Source organism: Micromonospora citrea, assembly GCF_049629545.1.
Taxonomy (GTDB): domain Bacteria; phylum Actinomycetota; class Actinomycetes; order Mycobacteriales; family Micromonosporaceae; genus Micromonospora; species Micromonospora citrea_A.
The window spans coordinates 79846-99165 of sequence record NZ_JBNADX010000025.1 but is presented as its reverse complement, the minus strand read 5'-3'; the positions used below and the strand labels follow the sequence as shown (position 1 = coordinate 99165).

Genomic DNA, 19320 nt, shown 5'->3' with positions numbered 1-19320 from the left:
GTGGGGGTGGGGGCCGGCCCGGTGGGGGTGGGGGCCGGCCCGGCTGGGGCGGGGCCGGCCGTCGAGGGTGGGTCAGGCGGGGGTGACGGTGAGGGCGTCCTTGGCGTCCGTCAGGTCGACCTTGACGGTGTCGCCGTCGCGGATCCGGCCGGCCAGGAGGGCCTTGGCGAGCTGATCGCCGATGGCGGACTGGACCAGCCGACGCAGCGGGCGGGCGCCGTAGATCGGCTCGTAGCCGTGCTCGGCGAGCCAGCCACGGGCGGCGTCGGTGATCTCCAGGCCCAGCCGCCGGTCCGCCAACCGCTTCCGCATCCGCCCCAGCTGGATGTCGACGATGGAGCGCAGGTCGTCACCGCGCAGCGCGGCGAAGACCACGATGTCGTCGAGGCGGTTGAGGAACTCCGGCTTGAAGTGCGACCGGACCACCGCGAGGACGCCCTCGCGGCGCTGCTCCTCGGCCAGCGTCAGGTCGCTGATCACCGACGACCCGAGGTTCGAGGTGAGGATCAGGATCGCGTTGCGGAAGTCCACCGTACGGCCCTGACCGTCGGTGAGCCGGCCGTCGTCGAGCACCTGGAGCAGGATGTCGAAGACGTCCGGGTGGGCCTTCTCCACCTCGTCCAGCAGGATCACCGAGTACGGCCGGCGGCGCACCGCCTCGGTGAGCTGACCGCCCTCCTCGTAGCCGACGTACCCGGGCGGGGCACCGACCAGGCGGGCGACGGAGTGCTTCTCGCCGTACTCGCTCATGTCGATGCGGACCATGGCCCGCTCGTCGTCGAAGAGGAACTCGGCGAGGGCCTTGGCCAGCTCGGTCTTGCCGACGCCGGTCGGGCCGAGGAAGAGGAAGCTGCCGGTCGGGCGGTCCGGGTCGGCGACGCCGGCCCGGGCGCGGCGGACCGCGTCGGAGACCGCGCCGACGGCCTCGGACTGGCCGACCACGCGGGCCCGCAGCGACTCCTCCATCCGGAGCAGCTTGGCCGTCTCGCCCTCCAGCAGCCGGCCGGCCGGGATGCCCGTCCAGGAGGCGACCACGGCGGCGATGTCGTCCGCGCCGACCTCCTCCTTGAGCATCGCGCCGTCGGCCTGGAGCCGGGCCAGCTCCTCCTCGGCCCGCCTCAGCTCGGCGTTGAGGGCCGGGATCCGGCCGTAGCGCAGCTCGGCGGCGCGTTCCAGCTCACCGTCGCGCTCGGCCCGCTCGGCCTCGCCGCCGAGCCGTTCCAGCTCCTCCTTGGCGGTGGAGAGCTTGGTGATGTGGCTCTTCTCCAGCTGCCAGCGCTCGGAGAGCGCGGTGAGCTGCTCGCGCTTGTCGGCCAACTCCTTGCGCAGCCGGTCGAGGCGCTCGGCGGAGGCGGCGTCCGGCTCCTTGGCCAGCGCCATCTCCTCGATCTCCAGCCGGCGTACCGCCCGCTCGATCTCGTCGACCTCGACCGGACGGGAGTCGATCTCCATCCGGAGTCGGGAGGCGGACTCGTCGACCAGGTCGATCGCCTTGTCCGGCAGGAACCGGTCGGTGATGTACCGGTCGGAGAGGCTCGCGGCGGCGACCAGGGCGGCGTCGGTGATCCGTACGCCGTGGTGCACCTCGTAGCGCTCCTTGAGGCCGCGCAGGATGCCGATGGTGTCCTCGATAGTCGGCTCACCGACCAGCACCGGCTGGAAGCGGCGCTCCAGCGCCGGGTCCTTCTCGATGTGCTCGCGGTACTCGTCGAGGGTGGTCGCGCCGACCATTCGCAGCTCGCCCCGGGCCAGCATCGGCTTGAGCATGTTGCCGGCGTCCATCGAGCCCTCGCCCTTGCCGGCGCCGACGACGGTGTGCAGCTCGTCGAGGAAGGTGATGACCTGCCCGTCGGAGTTCTTGATCTCCTCCAGGACGGACTTGAGCCGCTCCTCGAACTGGCCCCGGTACTGGGCGCCGGCGACCATCGCGCCGAGGTCGAGCGAGACGAGCTTCTTGTCCCGCAGCGACTCGGGCACGTCACCGGCGACGATCCGCTGGGCCAGGCCCTCGACGATCGCCGTCTTGCCGACGCCGGGCTCACCGATCAGCACCGGGTTGTTCTTGGTACGCCGGGACAGCACCTGGATCACCCGGCGGATCTCCGAGTCCCGGCCGATCACCGGGTCGATCTTGCCGTCGCGGGCGCTGGCGGTCAGGTCGACGCCGTACTTGGCCAGGGCCTGGTAGGTCTGCTCCGGGTCGGCGGTGGTGACCCGCCGGTCCCCGCCCCGGACGGTGGGGAAGGCGGCGACCAGGTTCTCCTCGGTGGCCCCGGCGGCCTTCAGCGCGCCGGCGACCGCGCCACCGACCCGGGCCAGGCCGGCGAGCAGGTGTTCGGTGGAGGTGTACTCGTCGCCCAGCGGCCGGGCGATCTGCTCGGCGGCGCCGATGGCGTTGACGAACTCGCGGGCCAGCGTGGGCTCGGCGATGCTGGAGCCACGGGCGGCGGGCAGCGCGTCGACCGCCCGCTGGGCGGCCCGGCGCAGCTCGGCGGGGTCGGCGCCGGCGGCGCGCAGCAGGCCGGCGGCGGTCGAACCCTCGGTGTCCAGCAGGGCCAGCAGCAGGTGCCAGGGCTCGACAGTGGCGTGGCCGCGCTGGTTGGCCAGGGCGACGGCGCCGGTGATGGTCTCGCGGCTCTTGGTGGTGAGGCGTTCGGTGTTCATGGGCTCCCCCGGATCGGCGTGTCCACCAGTAGGGACACAACCAGAGTTGAGCGTATTCCGCTCAACTCTACCGCTGTGAGCCAACTCACTCGCCCGCCACGATCACCTGGATCCACCGCCGGTCGGTCTGGTACCCGACGCCGAGCAGCACCTCACCGCCCGGGCCGGTCGCCGCCAGGGTGGTGTCGGCCAGCACCCGCAGGTAGTGCTCGGGTCCGACCGGCCAGGGCAGGTCGGCGTAGCCGTCACCCACCACGCCCGCCCCGCGCGAGCCGGTCACCGCGAGCAGGCCGCCGCCGATCGGCGCGACGGAGCCCAGCTCCGCCGGATGGCCGTCCACCCCCACCGGCTCCCAGCCTCCCCGCAGCCGCCACAACCCCGGCCAGCCCGTGCGGTCCGGCCGCTCGCCGACCAGCCACGCCGTGCCGTCCGGTTCGACCAGCGCCCGCACCAGGCCCACCTCGCCGTCGGGCGCAGGCACCGGAGTCGACAGCCAGCGCCGACCCCGGTCGAACGACACCGCCGCGTACGGCTTCCCGCCGGCCGCCCCGGCGGCCACCACCAGCAGGCCGTCACTGCCGTCGACGGTGTTCAACCCGGGCACGGACGGCTGCGCGGCCAGCGGGCGCAGTCGCCGCCCGTCCCACTCGGCCACCTTCCCGGTGCCCTCGTCCACCTGGAACCGGCCCTGCGCGGCCGTCCACGCCGCCGGTGCCCCGGCGGTACGGGAGAACCGTGCGCCGCCGTCGGTCGAGGTGTACCAGCCGTGCGGCTCGGCCCAGAGCACGAGCAGCCCCCGGGCGGCGTAGAGCTGCTGGCCGTCCGCCACCGGCCGGGGGTGCCGCAGGGACCGCCAGGACCGGCCGCCGTCGACGGTGCCGAAGAGCAGCGCCGGACAGTTCCGCCCCGGTGGGCCGCCGTCGCAGGTGGCGAAGAGGGCCCAGCCGTGGTCCGCGTCGACGAACTCCAGGTACGGCGGGTCGTACCGCGCGGGCACGGGGAGCCGGACGGGGCGCACCTCGGCGGGGGGCTGCGACGACGGCGCCGGCGCGGGTGCGACCGACCCGGGTGGCGCGGACGTCCGGGCGGGCGGGTCCCGCCGGACGTCACCCACCACCGAGCAGGCCACCAGCGCCGGTACCAGCAGCAGAGCGACCAGCGGGCGGATCGGACGACCGATCATGGACGCCTCCTTCGGGGAGTAGCCTCTCCCGGGTGCGAGTACGTGTCGAACAGACTGCCCTACCGGGAATCGGCGTACGTCATGATCTGATGACGGAATCCGGCCGCCGGCTCGGCGTGGTCTCCCACCGCAATGGCCGCCGTGACCTCGTCCTGTACGACCCGGACGATCCCGATTCCTGCCAGCACGACATCCCGCTGACCGACGACGAGGCGGAGGCGCTCGCCGACATCCTCGGCGCGTCGTTGATGCTCGGCCAGCTCTCCGGTCTGCGTGAGCAGGCGGCGGGGCTGCTCACCGAGCAGATCGCCATCCCGGCGGGGTCGAAGTACGTCAACAAGAGGCTCGGCGACACCCAGGCGCGCAGCCGCACCGGCGCCTCGATCGTCGCGGTGCTCCGTCAGGGCGAGGTGAACGTCTCGCCCGATCCCACCTTCCGCTTCGCGGCCGGTGACGTGGTGGTCGTGGTCGGCACCCGCAAGGGGCTCGACGGCGTGACCGCCATCCTCGCCGACAACGACCCGGACGGCTGAGGCGCGGATGCACGAAACCACGACACTGCTGATCGAGGTCGGCGCGCTCCTCTTCCTGCTCGGTCTGCTGGGCCGGCTCAGCCGCCGTTTCGGCGTCTCCCCGATCCCCCTCTACCTGATCGCCGGCCTCGCCTTCGGCCACGGCGGCGTGCTCGAACTCAACGCCAGCGAGGAGTTCTTCGCCGTCGGCGCCGAGATCGGCGTCATCCTGCTGCTGGTCATGCTCGGCCTGGAGTACAGCGCCAACGAACTCGTCGGCAACCTCCGCTCCGCCGCTCCCGCCGGGCTGATCGACGCGCTGCTCAACGCCCTGCCCGGTTTCGCGTTCGCGCTGCTGCTCGGCTGGGGCTGGGTGGCCGCCGTGGTGCTCGGCGGCATCACCTGGATCTCGTCCTCGGGCGTGATCGCCAAGGTCCTCAACGACCTGGGCCGGGTCGGTAACCGGGAGACCCCGGTGATCCTCTCCGTCCTGGTCATCGAGGACCTGGCGATGGCCCTCTACCTGCCGCTGGTCACCGCGCTGCTGGCCGGCGTCGGGCTGGTCAAGGGCGGCATCAGCCTGGGTGTCGCGGTGCTCACCGTGGCCGTCGTGCTGGTCGTCGCCATCCGGTACGGCCGGCTGATCTCCACGGCGATGTCGGCGAAGGACCCGGAGGCGTTGCTGCTCGGGGTGCTCGGCCTGACCCTGCTGGTCGCCGGCATCGCCGCCAAGCTCCAGGTCTCCGCCGCGGTCGGCGCGTTCCTGGTCGGCATCGCGCTCTCCGGGCCGGTCGCGCACCATGCGACGGAACTGCTCTCCCCGTTGCGGGACCTCTTCGCGGCCGTGTTCTTCGTCTTCTTCGGCCTGGTCACCGACCCTCGGGACATGCCGCCGGTGCTGCTGCCGGCGCTGGCCCTGGCCGTGGTCACCATGGGGACGAAGCTGCTCACCGGTTACCTGGCGGCCCGTCGGGTCGGCATCGCCGAGCCCGGCCGCTGGCGGGCCGGCTTCGCGTTGATGCCACGCGGTGAGTTCTCCATCGTCATCGCCGGTCTCGCGGTGGCCGCCGGCACGGTCGAGCCCCGGCTCGCGGCGCTCGCCACGGCGTACGTGCTGATCACGGTGGTGACCGGGCCGATGCTGGCCCGGCTGCCCGACATGGCCTGGTTCAAGGCCTGGCTGCGGCGGCGCGCGGTCGTGCGTCGCCCGGAGCCGGTCGCCGCGACGGACTGAGTCCACCCGGCCGGGTCGCCCGTACGGGTGACCCGGCCGGTCCGGCCGTTGCCGAATTGGTCCCGACCGCCTCTTCCGTCGGCCCGCCGCCTGCGGCTACCGTTTCGCCCCAGCAAGCCAGGGCTCCGCGGGTGGCCGGAACGCCCCGCGGGTGAGCGGAAGGTTGGCCGGTGAACGCGCAGGATTCGACGTTCCACGGCTTCGCCAACCCCGTCGACCCGTCGGCGGCGGAGTTGCGGGCCTGGGCGTACCACCCCGATTCGGTGCCGCTGTCGTCGATGCCGCCCGACTGGGACCTGCTCGTCGCCGGGGACCACCTGGTGCTCACCCTCTTCGACCTGGCCATGGACCCGGCCTGCCCGGCCCGACGGTTCGCCCTGCACTGCCTCTACATCTACGCGGCGGACGGGATCCGGACGAACTTCCGCGCCCACCCGAAGCGCCGCTTCCGCAAGCTGGTCGAGCAGGCCGAGCGGGAGGGCGACGAGCTGATGCGCAACTGGGCGCACAACAGCCGGGTGCTGCTCGCCCGGCAGGACCTCTTCGTGTACCGCGACTGGTGCGAGGGTGGCCTGGTCCGGGAGAACCGCCGGATCGGCTGACCCGCTGCCGGTCAGCCCGACGCGATGCCGCGTACGGCGACGTCGACCGCGCGGCGCAGGTGCCCGAGGACCGGTTCGGGATCCCCGATGAGCAGTTTCTCCGCATGTTCCGGTGACTCCACCAGCGCGAGCAGGGTGTTGACCACCGCGCCGACGAGCGCTCCCACCACGGCGGCCGCCTCGACCCGGTCCAGTCGGTCCGGGAAGGCGGCGTGCAGCCGGTCGGCCAGCCGCCGCTGGGCGGAGAGCAGCCGGCGCAGCGCCATCCCCTGCACCGACGGCACCGAGAAGACCATGCGTATCCGCACCGGGACCGCGCGGTCGAAGACCTGACCGAACCGCTCGGCCCGCTCGAAGACGACGGCCATCGCGCGGACCAGCACGTCCACCGGCTCGTCCTCGGGCCGCCGCTCGTCGATCACGGCGAAGGCCAGCGCGAGCCGCTCCTCGGTGTCGGCGAAGAGGATCTCCTCCTTGCTCGGGAAGTAGCTGAAGAAGGTCCGGGTGGAGACGTCCGCCCCGGCGGCGATGTCGGCGACGGTCGTGGCGTCGTACCCACGCTGCGCGAACAGCTCCAGCGCGGCGGAGATCAACGCCTGTCGGGTGCGCTCCTTCTTGCGCTCCCGCAGACCTGGGCCGGTCGTCATCCCGACAGGTTACTGCACCGGCTGCTTACCTTCACTCATTGCAAAATTGCACTCGCTGTGGTTTTCTGCTCCCATGGAACGGTTCCTCGACCGGCTCGGCCGCGTCACCGCCGGCCACCCCTGGCGCACCCTCGGCCTCTGGCTGCTGGCGGCCGTCGCCCTGATCGCCGGCGGGCAGGCGGTCGGCGGCGGCTTCGTCAACGACTTCCGCATCCCCGGAGCGGAGTCACAGCACGCCGCCGACCTGGCCCGCGACGCCTTCCCGGAGTACGGCGCAGCCAGCGCCGAAGTGGTCTGGCACAGCCCCGACGGCGACCTGCGGACACCCGAGCGGCAGGCCGCGATCACGGCGATGACGGCGGCGATCCGCCGCCAGCCCGGCGTCACCGCCGTCGAGGACCCGTTCGCGGGCCGGGGGGTGGTCGCCCCGGACGGCCGCACCGCCGTCGGGACCGTCCGCTACGGTCGGGAACTCGGCGACCTCGGCCCCGAGGCGTACCACCGGCTCGACGCGGCCGCCGGACCGGTACGCGGGAACGGCGTCGACGTCACCTTCCGCGGCCTCGTCGTCGACCTGGCCTTCGAGCCGGAGACCGGGCCGGCGGAGGCGGTCGGGCTCGGCGTTGCCCTGCTGGTGCTGCTGGTGGCGTTCGGCTCGGCGGTGGCTGCCGGGCTGCCGATCCTGGTGGCGCTCGCCGGCCTGGTGGTCGGCACCGGCCTGATGCTGATCGCCGCCGCGACCACGGAGATCCCCACCGCCGCACCGATCGTGGCGGTGATGCTCGGGCTCGGCGCCGGCATCGACTACGCGCTCTTCGTGGTCACCCGGTTCCGCGCGGCCCTCACCGACGGGTTCCCCACGGTCGCCGCCGCCGGCCGGGCCGTCGCCACCGCCGGGCACGCCGTGCTCTTCGCCGGCGCGACCGTCGTGGTCGCCATCCTCGGGCTGGTGTTCACCGGCATCCCGTTCGTCGGCGCGCTGGGCGTGGCCGCCGCGTTGACCGTCGCCGCGATGATGCTCGCCGCCCTCACCCTGCTCCCCGCCCTCCTCGGCCTGCTCGGCCCCCGCGTCAACCTCGGCCGCCTCCGCCTCCCCACCCGCCCCCGAACCCCCACCCCGGCTTCGGCCCCGGCCCCGGCCCCGGCCCCGGCCCCGACGGAGTTGACCAAGAGGTTTGCGTCTGAGAGCAGGCCGGAAACGGACCAGAACTTCTTGATCAACGCAGACGGGAGCGGGAGCGGGGGCGAGGGCGCGGGTCGGCCGGGGTGGTGGGTGCGGTGGGGGTGGCACCTGGACCGGAGGCGGGTGGCCTACGGAGTAGGAGCCGCGGTGCTGCTGCTGGGGCTGGCGGCACCGCTGCTGACCCTGCGGCTCGGCACCCCGGACGACGGCAACCAGCCGGAGAGTTGGCCGCAACGGCAGGCGTACGACACCGTGCGGCGGGAACTGGGGCCGGGCTGGAACGCCCCGCTCGTCCTGGCGGTGCACCGGCCTGCCGGCACGCCGACCGACGCCTCGCTCACCCGGCTGGCCGACGCGCTCGCCGCCGATCCCGAGGTGACGCTGGCCACCCCGCCGGTACGCAGCCCGGACGGCACCCTGGCGCTGCTCACCGTGGTGCCCCGGCACGCGCCGCAGGACCAGCAGGTCGCCGATCTGGTGCACCGGATCCGCCGTACCGTCGGACCCTCGGCGCTGGGCCCCGACGGCGCGCGGGTCGCGGTCGGCGGCCAGACCGCGTACATGATCGACATGGCCGACGCGGTCGCCCGCCGGCTGCCCTGGGTGGTGCTCGGCGTGGTGGTGGCCGGCGGCCTGCTGCTGGTGGCGATGTTCCGGGCGCCGCTGATCGCGGTGAAGGCCGCGCTGATGGCGCTGCTCTCCATCGGCGCCGCGTACGGCGTGCTGGTCGCGGTCTTCCAGTGGGGGTGGGGGCTGTCCCTGCTCGGGGTGGACCAACCGGTGCCGATCATGTCGGTGGTGCCGATGCTGCTCTTCGCGATCCTCTTCGGGCTCTCCATGGACTACGAGGTGTTCCTGCTCTCCTCGGTGCAGGAGGAGTACCGGCGCACCGGCGACCCGCACCGGGCGGTGGTGGCCGGACTGGCCGGGACGGGTCGGGTGATCACGGCGGCGGCGACCATCATGGCGGTGGTCTTCGTCAGCTTCGCCGCCATCGACGACACGCTGGTCAAGATGATCGGGATAGGGCTGGCCACGGCGGTGCTGGTGGACGCGACGGTGATCCGGGTGGTGCTGGCGCCGGCGGTGCTGGGCATGCTCGGCCACCGTGCCTGGTGGCCGTCGGTCCGCGAGCCGGCCGCCGACCCGCGCCCCACCCCGACCCCCACGACCTGAGCGACGAACGGGCCGGGACCCCCGCACGGCACACCGGCGTCCCGGCCCACACGACACGCACGACCAACGGGCCGGGACCCCCGCACGGCACACCGGCGTCCCGGCCCACACGACACGCACGACGAACGGGCCGGGACCCCCCGTGGGTCCCGGCCCGTTCGTCGGCGGATCGTCAGCGTTCCGATCCACCCTGTTCGCGGCGTCTCGCCTCGTTGCGCCCCTGGTCGATGCCGTGGTCGACCTGGTCGGCGAACCTGCCGTTCCTGATCTCGTCAGTGAAGCGGCCCTCGGTGACCCGGTCGAACCTCTCCCGGACGTTCTTCGCCACCTTGTCGAGCCGGTCCTCCGCCTGCTGGGCAACCTTCTTCGCCGATTCCGTCATGGCTCCCCCTGCCATCGGAGTCCGGATTGAGTTGGTTGGACCTGATTCACAGACTAACGACGCCAACACCGCCCCACTGCCGAACCGCCAACATCCGCTCGGGTGGAACACCATGGACGTCATCCGCCCTTGATCACACCCATGGCGTTCCACCGACCATGTGCGGCACCTGCGGGAGAGGGGGGAGGACGCCGGGGTGGGTGGGTGGAGACACGAACGCGCCCGGCCACACGGACGGCCGGGCGCGTTCGAGGAGCGGTCAGCGCTCGGTGCGGCGGGGCCGCCACACCACGAGCGCGGTGGAGGTGCGGTTGGTGGGCACCAGGTCCCGACCGGGGAAGGCGGCCACCGCCTCCAGCTCGGCGATCCGCCGGTACGCGGCGTCCAGCTCCGCCTCCAGCCGGGCCACCCGCTGCTGCGCCTGCTCCAGCAGTCGCTCCAGGCCGATGATCCGCTTGACCCCGGCGAGGTTGACGCCCTCGTCCTGGCTGAGCCGCTGCACCTCGCGCAGCAGCACCACGTCGCGCACGCTGTAGCGCCGCCCGCCGCCGGCCGCCCGACCGGCCTGCACCAGCCCCAGTCGGTCGTACTGGCGCAGGGTCTGCGGGTGCATGCCCGCCATCCGCGCCGCGACCGAGATCATCAGCACCTTGGCCTCGTAGGCAGGGTCATCCGAACCGACGTATCCGCCCGACATCCCGCTCACCTCCGCACCCGATCCACCGGTCAACCGACCCGACGCACCCGCGCGTCGAGATGTTCCCGAGCCGCCGGCGGCGTCTGCGCCGCGAACGACTCCAGCGCCGACCGGGCCTCGTCCGACACCGTCGCCGGCACCACCACGTCGAGGGTGACCAGCAGGTCGCCGGCCCGCCCGTCCCTGCGCACCACACCCTTGCCGCGGGCCCGCAGCACCCGCCCGGACGGCGTGCCCGGGGGCACCCGCAGGGTCACCGCGCCGTCGAGCGTGGGTACCCGCAGGTCGGTGCCGAGCACCGCCTCGACGAAGGTGATCGGGACGGTCAGGGTGAGATCGTCCCCGGCACGTCCGAACAGCTCGTCCGGGCGAACCTTCACCTGCACGAACAGGTCACCCGCCGGCCCGCCGCGCTCGCCCGGCTCACCGCGCCCGGCCAGCCGGATCCGCTGGCCGTCGGCCACCCCGGCGGGGAAGCGCACGTTCAGCGTCCGGGTCTTGGTCACCCCACCGGTGCCCTGGCACTCCGGGCACTTCTCCTCGACGACCGTGCCCACGCCCTGGCAGTTGCGGCACGGCTCGGAGAAGCTGAACGACCCCTGGTTGCGGTTGGTCACCCCGGCGCCGTGGCAGACCGGGCACGCCTTCGGCCGGGTGCCGGGCTTCGCGCCGTTGCCGTGGCAGGTGTCGCAGACCCCGGGCGCGCGCAGCGACAGCGGAAGGGTCACCCCGCGTACGGCGTCGTCGAAGTCGAGCGCCACCTCGGCCTCGACGTCCCGACCGCGGGCCGGGCCGCGGGCACGGGCCGGTCCACCGGCGCCGCCACCCGAGAAGATCGTGCTGAACAGGTCGGTGAAGCCGCCGCCACCGAACCGGGTGTCGCCGCCACCGGCCGCGCCACCGAAGAGGTCGGAGACGTCGAACGGCACCCCGCCACCGGGCTGCCCGCCGCCCCGGGCGCCGCGCCGGAACGCGCCCGAGCCGAAGAGCGAACGCATCTCGTCGTACTCGCGGCGCTTGGCCTCGTCGCCGAGCACCGCGTACGCCTCGGAGACGGCCTTGAACCGCTCCTCGGCCTTCGGGTCACCGGGGTTGTGGTCCGGGTGGGACTCCCGGGCCAGCTTCCGGTACGACTTCTTGATCTCGTCCGAGGAGGCGGACTTCTGCACGCCGAGCGTGGCGTAGTAGTCCTTCTCGATCCAGTCCTTGGAACTCACCGGTCCACCCCCTTCGCGATGTGGCCCGGTCGCCCCGCCCGCCCGGTCGGGGCAGGCGGGGCGACCGGATGGTCGTGCACTATTCCGGGTCGGCGACCGCGACCAGCGCGGGCCGCAGCAGCCGCTCCCCGAGCAGGTAGCCCCGGCGCATCACCTGGACGCAGGTCGGCGCGTCCACGTCGGCCGAGGTCTGGTGCGCGACCGCCTCGTGCCGGGTCGGGTCGAACGGGTCGCCCTGCTCCCCGAAGGGAGTGAGCCCGAACTTGCCCAGCGCCGTGGTGAGCTGCTCGGCCACGGTGCCGAACGGCCCGACCAGGTCGCCGTGCTCGCGGGCCCGGTCCAGGTCGTCCAGGATCGGCAACAGCGCGGCGAGCACCGAGCCGGTGGCCTGCTCCTGGACCAGGGCGCGGTCGCGGTCCACCCGCTTGCGGTAGTTGGCGTACTCCGCCGACACCCGTTGCAGGTCCCGGGTCCGCTCGTCGAGCTCGGCCCGGAGGGCCTCCAGCTCGGCGCCGAGCGGCGCGGCCGGCGCGGTCGGCGCGGCGACCTCCTCGGCCGGCTGCGCCGGCGCGTCGACCACCGGCGGCCCGGAGACCGAGGTCGCCTCGACCTCGATCTCGTCGACCACGACCTCGCCCTCCTCGACCAGGCCCTCCGCCGGGGCGTCCGCCCCGGCGTCGGCCGCGGCGGGCGTCTCCTCGGTCTTGCCGATCTTGCGGTTGTTGCGGATGACGACCCGCGGCCCGTCGCCGTTGGCCTGCTCGGCGGGCGCGGAGCCACCCGGCGTCGACCCGGTGGAGGCCGGGTCGGCGGCTCGTGGCTTCTCCGTCATGCGACTACCTCGATCCCTCAGCCGTGGTTCCGTGTCCGGGGAGCGTCACTTCTTGTCCTCGTCCACGATCTCCGCGTCCACCACGTCGTCCGCCCCGCCGGCCTGCGGGCCGCCGGCGGCGCCGGCACCCGCACCCGGGCCGGCCGCGCCGGGCTGCTCGCCCTGCTCGGCCTGCTGCGAGTAGAGCAGCGCACCGGCCTGCTGGGAGACCTGGGCCAGCCGCTCGTGGGCCGACTTGATCTTCTCGATGTCCTGGCCGCCGAGCGCGCCGCGCAGCTCGCCGAGGGCCTCGTTGATCTGGTCGCGGTTCTCGCCGGGCAGCTTGTCGCCGCTCTCGGCGAGGAACTTCTCGGTCTGCCACTGCAGCGCCTCGGCCAGGTTGCGGGTCTCCGCCTCCTCACGCCGACGCTTGTCGTCGTCGGCGTGCTCCTCGGCGTCCCGGCGCATCCGCTCGATGTCGTCCTTCGGCAGCGAGGAGCCGCCGGTGATCGTCATCTTCTGCTCCTTGCCGGTGCCCAGGTCCTTCGCGTGCACGTTCACGATGCCGTTGGCGTCGATGTCGAACGTGACCTCGATCTGCGGGACCCCGCGCGGCGCCGGCGGGAGGCCGGTCAGCTCGAAGGTGCCGAGCTTCTTGTTGTAGGCGGCGATCTCCCGCTCGCCCTGGAAGACCTGGATCAGCACCGACGGCTGGTTGTCGTCGGCCGTGGTGAAGACCTCGGAGCGCTTGGTCGGGATGGTGGTGTTGCGCTCGATCAGCTTGGTGAAGATGCCGCCCTTGGTCTCGATGCCCAGGCTCAGCGGGGTCACGTCGAGCAGCAGGACGTCCTTGACCTCACCCTTGAGCACACCGGCCTGCAGGGCCGCGCCGACGGCGACGACCTCGTCCGGGTTGACGCCCTTGTTGGGGTCCCGGCCGGTGAGCTGCTTGACCAGGTCGGTCACGGCCGGCATCCGGGTCGAGCCGCCGACCAGGATCACGTGGTCGACGTCGGAGACCTTGATCCCGGCGTCCTTCACGGCCTGCTCGAACGGGCCCTTGCAGCGGTCCAGCAGGTCCTGCGTCATCCGCTGGAACTCGGCGCGGCTGAGCGTCACGTCCAGGTGCAGCGGGCCGGCCGCGCCGGCGGTGATGTACGGCAGGTTGATGTTGGTGGTGGTGGCGGCGGACAGCTCGATCTTGGCCTTCTCGGCGGCCTCGCGGAGCCGCTGGAGGGCCATCTTGTCCTGGGCCAGGTCGATGCCGTGCTCGCCACGGAAGGTCTTCACCAGGTGGTCGATGACGCGCTGGTCCCAGTCGTCGCCACCGAGGTGGTTGTCACCCGAGGTCGACTTGACCTCGATGACGCCCTCGGCCAGCTCCAGCAGCGACACGTCGAAGGTGCCGCCACCGAGGTCGAAGACCAGGACGGTCTGCTCCTTGGAGCCCTTGTCCAGCCCGTACGCCAGGGCGGCGGCGGTCGGCTCGTTGACGATCCGCAGCACGTTGAAGCCGGCGATCTCACCGGCCTCCTTGGTGGCCTGGCGCTGGCCGTCGTTGAAGTACGCGGGGACGGTGATCACCGCGTCGGTGATCTGCTCGCCCAGGTACGCCTCGGCGTCCCGCTTGAGCTTCATCAGCGTGCGCGCCGAGATCTCCTGCGGGGTGTACTTCTTGCCGTCGATGTCGACGGTCCAGTTGGTGCCGATCTCCCGCTTGACCGAGCGGATCGTCCGGTCCGGGTTGGTCACCGCCTGGCGCTTGGCGACCTCACCGACGAGCACCTCGCCGTTGCGGGCGAACGCGACGATCGACGGGGTCGTCCGCGAGCCCTCAGCATTGGCGATGACGGTGGGCTCACCGCCCTCGAGAACGCTGACGCAGGAGTTCGTCGTGCCGAGGTCGATACCGACCGCACGTGCCATCTTCGCTTCCTCGCTTCGTAACGATGAGCAGGTCGGAGGGCCTGCCCGGCGGGCCGCCCGCAGCGACCGCACCACAAGTTGAGTGAACTTGACTCAATAGTGCCACGCCGCCGGGAAACCGCAAGTCGAGGTTGAGTCGCCCCGACGCAACCCGACCGTTATTACCGTCCGGTTGTCTTCCCTTGCATCGGTCGGGCACGCTTTAGCGGTGACGACGAACGGCGATCCCGCCACCCGGTCCGGCGCGCCCACCGTCGCCGCCCGCACCGGGTCGCCGGACGCCACCGAGGACGCGCCCGGCGCCACCGGGGACGGCCTTCCGACCGCGCTGGCCGGGCTGCGGGCCGCGATCGGCGCCGCCCGGTTCCCGCTCACCCTGCCCTCGGCGGAGCCGGCCCGACGCACCGCCACCGCGCTCGCCGACCAGCTCGACGACTACCTGCTGCCCCGGCTCGCCCGGCTCGACGCGCCGTTGCTGGTGGTCGTCGGCGGCTCCACCGGCGCCGGCAAGTCCACCCTGGTCAACAGCCTGGTCAAGGCGCGGGTCAGCGCCGCCGGCGTGCTCCGCCCGACCACCCGCTCCCCGGTGCTGGTCTGCAACCCCGCCGACGCGGCCTGGTTCCGCCAGGGTGAGCTGCTGCCCGGCCTCACCCGCACCACCGAGCCGGCCGAGGACCCGCGCACCCTGCACCTGGTCACCGCGCCGGCGCTCCCGCCCGGGCTGGCCTTCCTCGACGCCCCCGACATCGACTCGGTGGTCGACGCCAACCGGGCCCTCGCCGGCCAACTGCTGGCCGCCGCCGACCTCTGGCTCTTCGTCACCACCGCCGCCCGGTACGCCGACGCCGTCCCCTGGGAGCTGCTGCGCAGCGCCCGGTCCCGGGGCGCCGCGATCGCCCTGGTGCTCGACCGGGTGCCGCCGGAGGCCGCCGACGAGATCGCCGCCCATTTGTCGGAGATGCTCGCCGCCCAGGAACTCGACACCGCGCCGCTCTTCGTCCTCCCCGAGACCTGGGTGGACGGTCAGGGGCTGCTGCCCGAGAAGGTCACCGCGCCGCTGAGCGCCTGGTTCGCCCGGCTGGCCGCCGACGCCGAGGCGCGGGCCGCCGTGGTCCGGCAGACCCTCGACGGCGCGCTCGCCTCGCTGCATCCCACCGTCGAGGCGCTCGCCGAGGCCGCCGACGAGCAGGCCACGGCCGCCGACGCGCTCGACGAGCGGGTCCGCGCGGCGTACCGGGGGGCGCAGCGGACCGTCCAGGAGGGGCTGAAGGACGGCCGGCTGCTCCGCGGCGAGGTGCTGGCCCGCTGGCAGGAGTACGTCGGCACCGGCGAGTTCTTCCGGACCGTGGAGGCGCGGATCGGGCGGCTGCGCGACCGGCTGGTCGCCGCGGTGACCGGGCGTCCCGCCACTCCCGCCGTCGAGCTGCGCCACGCCATCGAGTCGCAGTTGGTCACCCTGCTGCGCGGGGTCGCCTCCGAGGCGGCCGAGAGCGCGTACACCGCCTGGAAGGCCCACCCGGCCGGGGCGGCGCTGCTCGCACCGGAGCTGGCCCACCCCTCGGCCGACCTGACCGAGCGCGCCGAACGGCTGGTCCGGGACTGGCAGCGCGGAGTGCTGGAACTGGTCAAGGCCGAGGGGAGCGACCGGCGTTTCGTGGCCCGGACGGCCGCGTACGCGGTCAACGCCACCGGGCTCGCCGTCATGATCGCGGTCTTCGCCTCCACCGCCTTCATCCCGACCGGCCTGGAGGTGGCCACCGGGGCGGGCACCACCGTCGCCGCGCAGACCGTGCTCCAGGCGATCTTCGGCGACCAGGCCGTGCGTACCCTGGCCAACAAGGCCCGGGCTGACCTGCTCGACCGGGTCCGCGCGCTGCTGGACTCCGAGGCCGCCCGCTACCTGGCGCGCACCGACGAGGCCCGTCCCGGCGCGGACGCAGGCGTTCAGCTACGCGGGGCCGCCGGCCGGGTCGAGGTGGCCCGGCACCGCAGCGGCCTGGCCGACGGCGACGCCGCCGCCCTGCCCGCGGGGGACCGCCGGTGACGGGCATCGTCGGCCGGATGCGCGAGGCGTTCCGGGGCGATCGGCGGGTGGACGCCGACACCCTGGTCGCCCGCCTCGACGCGGTGCGCCGGTTCCTCGACGCGGTGGACGGCCAGGTCCCCGACTCCCGGCTGGTCACCGCGCACACACTGGTGGAGCGGGCCGGCACCCGGCTGTCGCTGTCCCGAGACCACACCGTGGTGGCGCTCGCCGGCGCCACCGGCAGCGGCAAGTCCAGCCTGTTCAACGCCCTGGCCCGGCTGGACCTCTCCCCCGTCGGGGTGCGCCGGCCCACCACCGGCGTGGCGCACGCCTGCGTCTGGGGGCCGCTGGACGGCGCGAACCGACTCCTCGACTGGGTCGGCGTGCTGCCCCGGCACCGGTTCGTCCGGGAGAGCGCGCTGGACGGCGACGACGAGTCCGGACTGCACGGGCTGGTCCTGCTCGACCTGCCCGACTTCGACTCGGTGCAGCGGTCCCACCGGCTGGAGGTGGACCGGCTGCTCGGCCTCGTCGACCTGGTGGTCTGGGTGGTCGACCCGCAGAAGTACGCCGACCGCGTGATCCACACCAGCTACCTGCGCGAGTTCCACCGGCACTCCGACGTCACCCTGGTCGTGCTCAACCAGTCCGACCGGCTCCCCGCCGCCGAACTGCCCCGGGTCCTCGACGATTTGCGCCGGCTGCTCGACGCCGACGGGCTGGACGGCGTGCCGCTGCTGGCGACGTACGCGGTGGAGCCGGCCGGCATCGTCGGGCTGCGCCGGGCGCTGGAGGGTACGGTCGCCGAACGCCAGGCCGTCCTGCGCCGGCTCTCCGGCGACGTCGACACCGTCGTCGCCACCCTGGGCGAGCTGGTCACCGCCGAGGTGTCGACGGACGCGCCGGACGAGACGACGGTCCGCTCGCTGGACCGGGCGCTGGCCGGCGCGGCCGGCGTGCCGGCGGTGGCGGAGGCGGTCGAGGGGGCGTACCGGCACCGGGCCGGCGGGGCGACCGGCTGGCCGCTGGTGCGCGGCTGGCGGAAGCTGCGCCCGGACCCGTTGCGCCGGCTGCACCTGCCCGGCCCGGCGGCGGACGCCGACCAGCCGGCGGAGAGCCTGGTCGCGGCGACCTCGGTGCCCGACCCGACGGCCGCCCAACGGTCCGCCCTCGGGCTGGCGATCCGGCAGGTCGCCGACCGCAGCGGCGAGGGCCTGCCCGCACCCTGGCCGGAGGCGGTCACCACGGCCGCCCGGTCCCGCCTCGGCGACCTGCCGGACGCGTTGGACCGCGCGGTGGCCGGCACCGACCTCGGGATGGACCGCCGGCCGGTGTGGTGGCGGCTCGTCGGCGGCCTGCAATGGCTGGTCACGCTCGCGGCGGTGGCCGGGCTCGGCTGGCTGGTGCTCGGCTACGCGCTGCGCGCGCTCGGGCTGCCCGCACTCGACAACCCGATGGTGGGCGAGGTGCCGCTGCCGACCCTGCTGCTCCTCGGCGGCCTGCTCGCCGGCCTGCTGGTCGCCGCGGCGACCCGCCCGGTGGTCCGCTGGGCGGCCCGGCGGGCCCGGCAGCGGGCCGAGAAGCGGCTGACCGCCGCGGTGGCCGAGGTCGGCGGGGAGTACGTCGTCACCCCGGTCCGGGCCGTCCTGGACCGGTACGGGCAGGCCCGGGCGGCGTTGCGCGACGCCGGCCGGTGACGCCGGAGGTCGGTGGGGCCCGCTCGGCGTAGGGTCGGTGCATGGCCACGCCACAGACCCCCTACGACGCGGTGCTGCACGCCGCCCGGGACGTGACCCGGCTCGACTGCGCGCTCGATGCCGAGATGCTCGGCACCGCCCTGCTGGGCAGCGTCTACGCGATCGCCGAGACGGACCGGGAGACGGCCGTCCGCGAGTTCGTCGCCGGCTTCCTGACCGCCACGTCCCGCCGCCGCACGGCCGCCGCGACCACCATCCGTTCGGTCTTCGCCGCGCTGGTGCCGGACGCCGAGGGCGCCGCGAAGGTACGCCCCGGCACCCGCGCCCCGGCCTGGTCCGGCCAGCTCGGCCGGGTCCACCTCACCGGCACCTGGTCGTACGGCGACGTGTACGGCGACCAGACCTCCTACCTGGCCACCTTCGCCTACGACGACGAGACCGGCGGCCCCGCGCACGCCCTGGTGGCGCTGGTCGACCACAACATCGGCATCACCAAGGACGTCTTCGTCGGCGGTCCCGCCGAGCGGATCCTCGACCAGGTCCGGCAGATGTGCGCCACCGACGACCTGACCTGGTTCCGCGAGGAGGACCCGGCCCGGATGCACGGTGAGGTGCGCCGCCACCTGGCCGTCACCGACGACCTCGGGGACCTGCCCGCCGAGGGCTCCCTCGCCACCGACCGGGCGCTGGTCGGGGCGCGGCTGGCGCTGCTGCCCGGTCCGTCCGCCGACACCGCCGGCTGGGGCGCCGAGCCGATCACCGGCGACGAGCGCACCGCGCTGATCCGGGCCTTCCTCGCCTCCCCGGAGGCGGCCCGGTTCGGGCTGGACGCGCTGGACGGTGACGCGGAGCTGGCCTCGCTGCACTTCTGCCTGGGCCTGCTCTTCGACCACGCGGCGAGTTTCCCCGACGCCGACCCGCTGCGCTGGAGCCCGGCCGTGGCCGGCCTGTTCCTGCTGGACTGGGTGCACCGGCGGGCCGTACTGGACATGGACGACGCGGCGATGCTGCCGCGGGTGCTGCGCGCCTGGGCGACGTACGCGGCCCGGCGGCGAGGGCTGCCGGCGGCGGCGGCCACCCGCACCGATGAGGCGATCGACGAGCTGGTGCCGGAGTTCGCCCGGCTCTACTCGACGGGTGAGCGGCGCAGCGCGGCCACGGCCGCGGTGGCCCAGCTGATGGCCGACGGTGTCGACCCGGACGACCCGGCCGCCCTGGACGCCTGGTTCCAGGCCAACCGCCAGCACCTGACCGACGACACCCCCTGACCCTCGACCGGTCGGCCGGCCCGGGACAGGATCACCGGGTCGGGCCGGCCGGCGGTCGGCCCGACCCGACCCGGCCACGGTCACCCCAGGTCGAG

General features: G+C 73.9%; 15 protein-coding genes. 7 read left to right on the top strand and 8 right to left on the bottom strand.

The window, feature by feature from the left end; genetic code table 11:
* Window positions 1–72: 72 nt before the first annotated feature.
* Together clpB and ACPFP2_RS23815 are read right to left on the bottom strand one after the other, a co-directional pair.
* Window positions 73–2664, bottom strand: a complete 2592-nt coding sequence (gene clpB, locus ACPFP2_RS23820) for an ATP-dependent chaperone ClpB (protein ID WP_424091554.1) — start codon at window positions 2662–2664, stop codon at window positions 73–75.
* 85 nt (window positions 2665–2749) lie between these two features.
* Entirely contained in the window at window positions 2750–3847 is a 1098-nt protein-coding gene (locus ACPFP2_RS23815) for a hypothetical protein (RefSeq protein ID WP_424091552.1), read from the bottom strand.
* Between the two features lie 89 nt (window positions 3848–3936).
* Between ACPFP2_RS23815 and ACPFP2_RS23810 the strand changes: the two genes are divergently transcribed.
* From ACPFP2_RS23810 to ACPFP2_RS23800, 3 genes are all read left to right on the top strand, one after another.
* Window positions 3937–4380, top strand: a complete 444-nt coding sequence (locus tag ACPFP2_RS23810) for a cation:proton antiporter regulatory subunit (protein ID WP_424091551.1) — start codon at window positions 3937–3939, stop codon at window positions 4378–4380.
* A 7-nt stretch (window positions 4381–4387) separates the two neighbouring features.
* Window positions 4388–5593 (top strand): cation:proton antiporter, encoded by a 1206-nt coding sequence (locus tag ACPFP2_RS23805; protein WP_424091549.1) that lies wholly within the window; start codon window positions 4388–4390, stop codon window positions 5591–5593.
* Between the two features lie 170 nt (window positions 5594–5763).
* Window positions 5764–6195, top strand: a complete 432-nt coding sequence (locus ACPFP2_RS23800) for a hypothetical protein (RefSeq protein ID WP_424091547.1) — start codon at window positions 5764–5766, stop codon at window positions 6193–6195.
* An 11-nt stretch (window positions 6196–6206) separates the two neighbouring features.
* On the opposite strand, the gene ACPFP2_RS23795 is transcribed toward ACPFP2_RS23800, so the two are convergent.
* Window positions 6207–6842, bottom strand: a complete 636-nt coding sequence (locus ACPFP2_RS23795) for a TetR/AcrR family transcriptional regulator (RefSeq protein ID WP_424091545.1) — start codon at window positions 6840–6842, stop codon at window positions 6207–6209.
* 73 nt (window positions 6843–6915) lie between these two features.
* On the opposite strand from ACPFP2_RS23795, the gene ACPFP2_RS23790 reads away from it, so the two are divergent.
* Entirely contained in the window at window positions 6916–9201 is a 2286-nt protein-coding gene (locus ACPFP2_RS23790; RefSeq protein WP_424091543.1) for an MMPL family transporter, read from the top strand.
* 172 nt (window positions 9202–9373) lie between these two features.
* Here ACPFP2_RS23790 and ACPFP2_RS23785 read toward each other — a convergent pair whose 3' ends face one another.
* The 5 genes from ACPFP2_RS23785 to dnaK all read right to left on the bottom strand — a co-directional run bounded on the left by ACPFP2_RS23785 (window position 9374) and on the right by dnaK (window position 14234).
* Window positions 9374–9583 carry a hypothetical protein gene (locus tag ACPFP2_RS23785; protein ID WP_424091541.1) on the bottom strand — a complete coding sequence of 70 codons (210 nt, stop codon included), beginning with the start codon at window positions 9581–9583 and terminating at the stop codon, window positions 9374–9376.
* Window positions 9584–9842: 259 nt separating this feature from the next.
* Entirely contained in the window at window positions 9843–10280 is a 438-nt protein-coding gene (locus ACPFP2_RS23780; protein WP_091293839.1) for a heat shock protein transcriptional repressor HspR, read from the bottom strand.
* 29 nt (window positions 10281–10309) lie between these two features.
* On the bottom strand, window positions 10310–11497 hold the full coding sequence (gene dnaJ / locus ACPFP2_RS23775; RefSeq protein ID WP_424091539.1) for a molecular chaperone DnaJ: 1188 nt from the start codon (window positions 11495–11497) through the stop codon (window positions 10310–10312).
* A gap of 79 nt (window positions 11498–11576) precedes the next feature.
* Window positions 11577–12329, bottom strand: coding sequence for a nucleotide exchange factor GrpE (gene grpE, locus ACPFP2_RS23770; protein WP_424091537.1), 753 nt, complete (start codon window positions 12327–12329; stop codon window positions 11577–11579).
* A gap of 45 nt (window positions 12330–12374) precedes the next feature.
* Complete coding sequence (gene dnaK, locus ACPFP2_RS23765) at window positions 12375–14234, bottom strand: molecular chaperone DnaK (protein ID WP_424091535.1); 1860 nt, start codon at window positions 14232–14234, stop codon at window positions 12375–12377.
* A 208-nt stretch (window positions 14235–14442) separates the two neighbouring features.
* Between dnaK and ACPFP2_RS23760 the strand changes: the two genes are divergently transcribed.
* Genes ACPFP2_RS23760 through ACPFP2_RS23750 form a run of 3 tightly spaced genes read left to right on the top strand, consistent with a single transcriptional unit; the run spans window position 14443 to window position 19225 of the window.
* Window positions 14443–16278, top strand: a complete 1836-nt coding sequence (locus ACPFP2_RS23760) for an ABC transporter (RefSeq protein WP_424091533.1) — start codon at window positions 14443–14445, stop codon at window positions 16276–16278.
* 17 nt (window positions 16279–16295) lie between these two features.
* A complete protein-coding gene (locus tag ACPFP2_RS23755; RefSeq protein ID WP_424091566.1) occupies window positions 16296–17957 on the top strand; it encodes a GTPase in 1662 nt (553 codons plus the stop codon).
* A gap of 41 nt (window positions 17958–17998) precedes the next feature.
* On the top strand, window positions 17999–19225 hold the full coding sequence (locus ACPFP2_RS23750) for a hypothetical protein (protein WP_424091531.1): 1227 nt from the start codon (window positions 17999–18001) through the stop codon (window positions 19223–19225).
* The last annotated feature ends 95 nt before the right edge of the window (window positions 19226–19320 follow it).

What these genes read in the sequence shown, in the direction of transcription:
- ACPFP2_RS23810 (WP_424091551.1), top strand. Translation starts at nt 3,937, where the DNA reads ATGACGGAATCCGGCCGCCGGCTCGGCGTGGTCTCCCACCGCAATGGC.
- grpE (WP_424091537.1), bottom strand. Translation starts at nt 12,329, where the DNA reads ATGACGGAGAAGCCACGAGCCGCCGACCCGGCCTCCACCGGGTCGACG.
- dnaK (WP_424091535.1), bottom strand. Translation starts at nt 14,234, where the DNA reads ATGGCACGTGCGGTCGGTATCGACCTCGGCACGACGAACTCCTGCGTC.
- ACPFP2_RS23785 (WP_424091541.1), bottom strand. Translation starts at nt 9,583, where the DNA reads ATGACGGAATCGGCGAAGAAGGTTGCCCAGCAGGCGGAGGACCGGCTC.
- ACPFP2_RS23795 (WP_424091545.1), bottom strand. Translation starts at nt 6,842, where the DNA reads ATGACGACCGGCCCAGGTCTGCGGGAGCGCAAGAAGGAGCGCACCCGA.
- ACPFP2_RS23755 (WP_424091566.1), top strand. Translation starts at nt 16,296, where the DNA reads ATGCGCGAGGCGTTCCGGGGCGATCGGCGGGTGGACGCCGACACCCTG.
- clpB (WP_424091554.1), bottom strand. Translation starts at nt 2,664, where the DNA reads ATGAACACCGAACGCCTCACCACCAAGAGCCGCGAGACCATCACCGGC.
- ACPFP2_RS23750 (WP_424091531.1), top strand. Translation starts at nt 17,999, where the DNA reads ATGGCCACGCCACAGACCCCCTACGACGCGGTGCTGCACGCCGCCCGG.
- ACPFP2_RS23790 (WP_424091543.1), top strand. Translation starts at nt 6,916, where the DNA reads ATGGAACGGTTCCTCGACCGGCTCGGCCGCGTCACCGCCGGCCACCCC.
- ACPFP2_RS23780 (WP_091293839.1), bottom strand. Translation starts at nt 10,280, where the DNA reads ATGTCGGGCGGATACGTCGGTTCGGATGACCCTGCCTACGAGGCCAAG.
- ACPFP2_RS23815 (WP_424091552.1), bottom strand. Translation starts at nt 3,847, where the DNA reads ATGATCGGTCGTCCGATCCGCCCGCTGGTCGCTCTGCTGCTGGTACCG.
- ACPFP2_RS23805 (WP_424091549.1), top strand. Translation starts at nt 4,388, where the DNA reads ATGCACGAAACCACGACACTGCTGATCGAGGTCGGCGCGCTCCTCTTC.